6 protein-coding genes and 1 pseudogene are annotated in these 6,023 nt (G+C 66.7%); 5 read left to right on the top strand and 2 right to left on the bottom strand.

All coding sequences use genetic code 11. The annotated features are described in order from the left end of the window. A pseudogene (locus AC3FMM_RS14175) lies at positions 1-312 on the bottom strand (NAD(P)(+) transhydrogenase (Re/Si-specific) subunit alpha); the annotation flags it as partial. A 246-nt stretch (positions 313-558) separates the two neighbouring features. Between AC3FMM_RS14175 and AC3FMM_RS14170 the strand changes: the two are divergent. Beyond that, complete coding sequence (locus tag AC3FMM_RS14170; RefSeq protein ID WP_025583862.1) at positions 559-1,050, top strand: NUDIX hydrolase; 492 nt, start codon at positions 559-561, stop codon at positions 1,048-1,050. Continuing rightward, a complete protein-coding gene (mnmA, locus tag AC3FMM_RS14165) occupies positions 1,047-2,132 on the top strand; it encodes a tRNA 2-thiouridine(34) synthase MnmA (RefSeq protein WP_115681101.1) in 1,086 nt (361 codons plus the stop codon). Before AC3FMM_RS14170 ends, mnmA begins: the two co-directional genes overlap by 4 nt. A gap of 60 nt (positions 2,133-2,192) precedes the next feature. On the opposite strand, the gene AC3FMM_RS14160 is transcribed toward mnmA, so the two are convergent. Beyond that, positions 2,193-2,807, bottom strand: a complete 615-nt coding sequence (locus AC3FMM_RS14160) for a glutathione S-transferase C-terminal domain-containing protein (RefSeq protein ID WP_115710758.1) — start codon at positions 2,805-2,807, stop codon at positions 2,193-2,195. A 343-nt stretch (positions 2,808-3,150) separates the two neighbouring features. On the opposite strand from AC3FMM_RS14160, the gene purB reads away from it, so the two are divergent. The 3 genes from purB (at position 3,151) to AC3FMM_RS14145 (ending at position 6,011) form a co-directional block, all read left to right on the top strand. Next, positions 3,151-4,527: an adenylosuccinate lyase gene (gene purB / locus AC3FMM_RS14155; protein ID WP_115710756.1), complete on the top strand. Its 1,377-nt coding sequence runs from the start codon at positions 3,151-3,153 to the stop codon at positions 4,525-4,527. Positions 4,528-4,808: 281 nt separating this feature from the next. Further along, positions 4,809-5,363, top strand: a complete 555-nt coding sequence (locus tag AC3FMM_RS14150) for a cytochrome b (protein ID WP_062801694.1) — start codon at positions 4,809-4,811, stop codon at positions 5,361-5,363. Positions 5,364-5,429: 66 nt separating this feature from the next. After that, positions 5,430-6,011: a YceI family protein gene (locus AC3FMM_RS14145; RefSeq protein ID WP_115710754.1), complete on the top strand. Its 582-nt coding sequence runs from the start codon at positions 5,430-5,432 to the stop codon at positions 6,009-6,011. Positions 6,012-6,023 lie beyond the last annotated feature (12 nt).

Raw genomic sequence — 6,023 nt, 5'->3', positions numbered from 1 at the left:
CATGCGCGCGTTGTTCTCGGCATCGAAGGGATTGAGCATGCCCACCAGCACCGCGCCGGGCTTCATCTGCGCCAGTTCGGCGGCATCGGGTGCGCGCACCTTGAGCACCATCTGTGCGCCGAGCGCGTCGGCGGCGCTGCCGATGGTGGCGCCGACCGCCTCATACGCGCTGTCGGGCTGGCTGGCGCCCAGGCCGGCGCCGGCCTGGATCACCACCTTGTGGCCCTGGGCGACGTATTTCTTGACGGTCTCCGGGGTGGCGGCGACGCGAGTCTCGCCGGCCCGCGTCTCCTGCGGGATGCCGATGTACATCGTCAATTTCTCCTTTAGCTGGCGTCTTGTCTGGTTGGACGGACCGACGTCTGGCCCGTGCGCGCTGCCGGATCGGGTTAAGCCGCAGCGCACAATTTTTCCGCAGCTTACAGGAATCTGACTTGCAATGGTGACCGGCCGGTCGGCTTTTGCCGGGCCTGGAACGCGGGGCGCCGGTGGCTCCCGCGGCGCTGCACGATGGGCCCGCAACCGGTAGAATGCGGGATTGCCTAAAAATTGAGCATCATGTCAAGTGACTGGAATGCCAGCGTGACCGTTGCCGCCGTGATCGAACGCGGCGGCCGGTTCCTGCTGGTGGAAGAGGAAACCGCCGACGGGCTGCGCCTGAACCAGCCCGCGGGGCACCTGGATCCGGGCGAAAGCCTGATCCGCGCCGTGATCCGCGAAACCCTGGAAGAAACCGCCCACACCTTCGAGCCGCGCGCGCTGCTGGGCTGCTACATGGGGCGTTCGCTGTCGTCGCGCACCGGCGGCGACGTGACCTACGTGCGCTTCGCCTTTACCGGCGACCTGGGCTCGCTCGACGCCGGTCGCCAGCTCGACACCGGCATCGTGCGCACCGTGTGGATGGGTGCCGACGAACTGCGCGCGTGCCCGGAGCGGCATCGTTCGCCGCTGGTGATGGCGTGCGTGGACGACTACCTGGCCGGCAAGCGCTTTGCGCTGGACGCGCTGTACACGCACCCGTCGGTGCTGCAAGCGGGGGCGCAGTCGTGAGCGGTGCCGCCAAGCGTGTCGTGGTGGGGATGTCCGGCGGGGTCGATTCGTCGGTCACGGCGTGGCTGCTCAAGCAGCAGGGCTACGAGGTCATCGGCCTGTTCATGAAGAACTGGGAAGACGATGATGACAGCGAATACTGCTCCACGCGCCAGGACTGGCTCGATGTGGTCTCGGTGGCCGACCTGATCGGCGTCGACGTGGAGGCGGTCAACTTCGCCGCCGAATACAAGGACCGTGTCTTCGCCGACTTCCTGCGCGAATACTCGGCCGGCCGCACGCCCAACCCGGATGTGCTGTGCAACGCCGAGATCAAGTTCAAGGCGTTCCTGGACCATGCCATGTCGCTGGGCGCGGAAACCATCGCCACCGGCCACTATGCGCGCGTGCGCCAGAACCCGGCCGGCCGCTTCGAGCTGCTCAAGGCGCTCGACCATACCAAGGACCAGAGCTACTTCCTGCACCGGCTGAACCAGGCGCAGCTGTCGCGCACGCTGTTCCCGCTGGGCGAGATCCCGAAAACGCGCGTGCGCGAGATCGCCGCCGAAATCGGCCTGCCGAACGCGAAGAAAAAGGATTCGACCGGCATCTGCTTTATCGGCGAACGGCCGTTCCGCGACTTCCTGAACCGCTACCTGCCCACCAAACCGGGGCCGATGAAGACGCCCGAGGGCAAGGTGGTCGGCGAGCATATCGGCCTGGCGTTCTACACGCTGGGGCAGCGCAAGGGCATCGGACTGGGCGGCAGCCGCGACGGCAACGGCGACGCCTGGTATGTCGCGCGCAAGGACATGGCCAACAACACGCTTTACGTGGTGCAGGGCCACGACCATCCGTGGCTGCTGACGCCGGTGCTGACCGCGTCGGACCTGTCCTGGGTGGCCGGCGAGCCGCCCGCCGCGGGCGCGGCGATGGCGGCCAAGACCCGCTATCGCCAGAGCGATGCCGCCTGCGCGGTGCAGGCGGTCGACGCCGATGCGCTGACGCTGGCGTTTGCCGAGCCGCAATGGGCGGTCACGCCCGGCCAGTCGGCGGTGCTGTATGACGGGGATATCTGCCTGGGCGGCGGGATCATCCAGTAAGCCTGCGCCACAGACAAAAACACCCGCGCCAGGCGGGTGTTTTCGTCACGAGACAGGCCATCAGCCGCGCGGCGGCTCGGTATCGATGAACGACTGGCGCTTCGACAGCTTTTCTTCCAGCGCCGCCAGGTTCGGATGGCGTTCGCGCCAGGCAATGTCCGGGAAGCGGAAGTCCAGGTAGGACAGCGCGCAGCCCACCGCCACGTCGGCCAGCGAGTAATGCGTGCCGGTGCAGAAGGGGCGGTCGGCCAGGCCGTGCGCCATGGCCACCAGCGCCGCGTCGATCTTGCCGCGCTGGCGCTGCACCCAGCGCTCGCTGCGCTCGTGCGGCTCGCGCTGGGTAGCCTCAAGGCGCACCAGCAGCGCGGCGTCGAGCAGGCCGTCGGCCAGCGCTTCCCAGCAACGCACTTCCAGGCGCTCGCGCCCGCCCTGCGGGATCAGCCGGCTGACCGGCGTCAGCGTGTCGACATACTCGACGATCACGCGCGAGTCGAAGATCGCGCCGCCATCTTCCATCACCAGGCACGGCACCTTGCCCAGCGGGTTGTACTGCCCGATCCGGGTTTCAGGCGACCAGACGTCCTCTTCGATCAGCTGGCACTCGATCTTCTTCTCCGCCATCACCACGCGCACCTTGCGCGCGTACGGGCTGGTCTGGGATGCATACAGCTTCATGTTCTCCCCTTGAGCTTGTTATGAAGTGCATCGTCGCTCGGCGGCAGCGGCGGCGGGGAGGCAGCGATGGCTTGCCCGATGCACTTCATAACAGGCTACTGGAACGGCGTGCGCGAGTATACCCGCGGCGCATGGCGAATGCGGGTTCGCGCACCGATGCCCCGCGGCCGCGCTTTGCCGCCGCCCGGAGCAGGGGCAGGGGTGGTAAAATCGCGCGTTGCGCAGCGCCGGCCGCCCGCCGATGCGGCGTGACGGGCGCATCGCCCGTCCGTGCCCGCCAGCCCCCGTGGCGCCACTTGTTCGCCGCCTTCTTCTTTATTTCCTCCCTTTCCCGGTTTCCAGCATGACCTCCTCCTCGCTTTCGCCGCTCACCGCCCTGTCCCCGATCGATGGCCGTTACGCCGCCAAGGCCGATGCGTTGCGCGAATGGCTGTCCGAGGCGGCCTTCATGCGCAACCGCGTCAAGGTCGAGGTGCACTGGCTGATCGCGCTGGCGCAGGCCGGCCTGCCCGACATGCCGAAGTTCTCGGCCGCGTCCGAGGCCGCGCTGCTGGCGCTGGTCGACAAGTTCAGCGAGGCCGATGCCGCCCGCATCAAGGAAATCGAGGCGGTCACCAACCATGACGTGAAGGCGGTCGAGTACTGGCTCAAGGAGCAGGTCAAGGGCAACGCCGAACTGGAAGCCGCCAGCGAGTTCATCCACTTCGCCTGCACCTCCGAAGACATCAACAACACCTCGCACGGCATGATGCTCAAGGGCGCGCGCGAGGGCGTGGTGGTGCCGGCGCTGAAGCGCGTGCACGCGCGCCTGGTCGAGCTGGCCAGGCTCAATGCCGCCCAGCCGATGCTGTCGCGCACGCATGGCCAGCCGGCCAGCCCGACCACGCTCGGCAAGGAAATGGCCAACGTCGCCGCGCGCCTGGCGCGCGCGATCCAGCGCATCGAGCAGGTCGAGCTGCTGGGCAAGATGAACGGCGCCGTGGGCAACTACAACGCCCACCTGTCGGCCTACCCCACCTTCGACTGGGAGGCGTTCTCGAAGCAGGTCATCGAAACCCGCCTGGGCCTGACCTTCAACCCGTACACCATCCAGATCGAGCCGCACGACTACATGGCCGAGCTGTTCGATGCGATCGCCCGCGCCAACACCATCCTGCTCGACCTGAACCGCGACGTCTGGGGCTATATCTCGCTGGGCTACTTCAAGCAGAAGACCAAGGCCGGCGAAATCGGCTCGTCGACCATGCCGCACAAGGTCAACCCGATCGATTTCGAGAACTCGGAGGGCAACCTCGGCCTGGCCAACGCGGTGCTGCGCCACCTGTCCGAGAAGCTGCCGGTGTCGCGCTGGCAGCGCGACCTGACCGACTCCACCGTGCTGCGCAATATCGGCGTGGCCTTCGGCTACAGCCTGCTGGCCTACGAGGCCTGCCTGCGCGGCCTGGGCAAGCTCGAGACCAACCCGGAGCGGCTGGACGAAGACCTCGACAATTGCTGGGAAGTGCTGGCCGAGCCGGTGCAGACCGTGATGCGCCGTTTCGGCGTGCCCAACCCGTACGAGCAGCTCAAGGAGCTGACCCGCGGCAAGGGCATCTCGCGCGAAGCGCTGCAAACCTTCATCAACGGCCTGGCGATCCCCGACGACGCCAAGAAGCTGCTGCTGGAGATGACGCCCGCCAGCTATATCGGCAAGGCCGTGGTGCTTGCCGAGCGCATCTGACGCCACTTCGCGCCCCTAAAAATGGGGCGGCGCAAACCGAAAGCCATCCCGCGGGATGGCTTTTTGCTTTTCCGACAGGCTGCGCGTGCGCCTGCCGTGCCGTTGTGACGCCTGCGCCGGAATGTCGCTTCAAAGCATTTGAATAACTTAATGAAGGACTGTCCTTCACTGGCGCACATCCGACCGCAATAATGCGAGAATCGTAAGCGCACGGCGGTGGGACCGCGCCGATGCCTTCCCCAAAATTGTGAAACGCCCGTGCCGCGGGCGAGAGGAATCCGATGCGTTCTACCGCCACTGCCCCCGCCGGCTACGGTGCCACCGCGATTGCCCTGCACTGGCTGGTGGCGCTGGCCATATTCGCCGCATTCGGGCTGGGCCTGTACATGACCGGCATTCCCGGGCTGACGCCGACCAAGCTCAAGCTGTACTCCTGGCACAAGTGGCTGGGCGTGACGATCTTCGCCATCGCCGTGCTGCGCGTGCTGTGGCGCGCCACTCACGCCGCGCCGCCGGTCGCGCCCGGCACCCCGGCGTGGCAGGCCAGGGCGGCGGCCGGCGCCCATCATCTGCTGTACCTGCTGATCGTGATCGTGCCGATCAGCGGCTACCTGTACAGCTCGGCCGCGGGCGTGCCGGTGGTCTACCTGGGCCTGTGGAAGATGCCGGCGCTGATCGAGAAAAGCGATGCGCTGAAGGAAGTGCTGAAGTTCACCCATATCTGGCTGAACTACCTGATGGCCGCGGTGGTCGTTGTCCATGCGGCGGCGGCGGTGAAGCACCAGTTTGTCGACCGCGACGGCACGCTGGGCCGGATGCTGCCGTTCCTGCGCTGAACCTCGCGCGCCAATCATTTTCGTTCCGCGGCGCGGCTGCGCCGTCCCTGACAGGAGTTTTCCCAGATGAAACGCAATTCCCGCCGCGGCTCGGCCACTCTCCGTGCCACCCTGGTTGCCGTGCTGGCCGCCACCGGCATCGCCGCCAACCTGGCCTGGGCCCAGGTCGACGCCGCCAAGAGTTCGGTGACCGCGGTGGCGCGCCAGATCGGCGTGCCGATGGAAGGCAAGTTCAAGAAGTTCGACGCCAACGTCAGCTTCGACCCCGCCAAGCTGGCGACATCGACAGCCAAGATCGAGATCGACGTGGCCAGCTTCGAGATCGGCGATGCCGAGACCACCAAGGAAGTGAAGGGCAAGGACTGGTTCGACGCCGCCAGGTACCCCAAGGCGGTGTTCCAGTCGACCAGCATCAAGAACGGCACGCCGGGCAAGTACGATGTGGCCGGCAAGCTGACCATCAAGGGCAAGACCGTGGACGTGGTGGTGCCCGCCACCTACCGCCAGGAGGGCGGCGCGCAGGTGTTCGAGGGCGCGCTGCCGATCAAGCGCACCGCGTTCAATATCGGCGACGGCGAATGGAAGGACACCTCCGTGGTCGCCGACGACGTCCAGATCAAATTCCGTATCGTGCTGGCCAAGAAGTAAGGCCGGCATTCC

This window comes from Cupriavidus sp. 207A1, assembly GCF_057798955.1.
Note: the sequence above shows the minus strand (reverse complement) of the source record. Positions and strands in the feature narration are given on the sequence as shown.

Excerpts from the sequence above, each read along its gene's own strand:
- AC3FMM_RS14170 (WP_025583862.1), top strand. The coding sequence starts at position 559 with ATGTCAAGTGACTGGAATGCCAGCGTGACCGTTGCCGCCGTGATCGAA.
- AC3FMM_RS14160 (WP_115710758.1), bottom strand. The coding sequence starts at position 2,807 with ATGAAGCTGTATGCATCCCAGACCAGCCCGTACGCGCGCAAGGTGCGC.
- AC3FMM_RS14150 (WP_062801694.1), top strand. The coding sequence starts at position 4,809 with ATGCGTTCTACCGCCACTGCCCCCGCCGGCTACGGTGCCACCGCGATT.
- purB (WP_115710756.1), top strand. The coding sequence starts at position 3,151 with ATGACCTCCTCCTCGCTTTCGCCGCTCACCGCCCTGTCCCCGATCGAT.
- AC3FMM_RS14145 (WP_115710754.1), top strand. The coding sequence starts at position 5,430 with ATGAAACGCAATTCCCGCCGCGGCTCGGCCACTCTCCGTGCCACCCTG.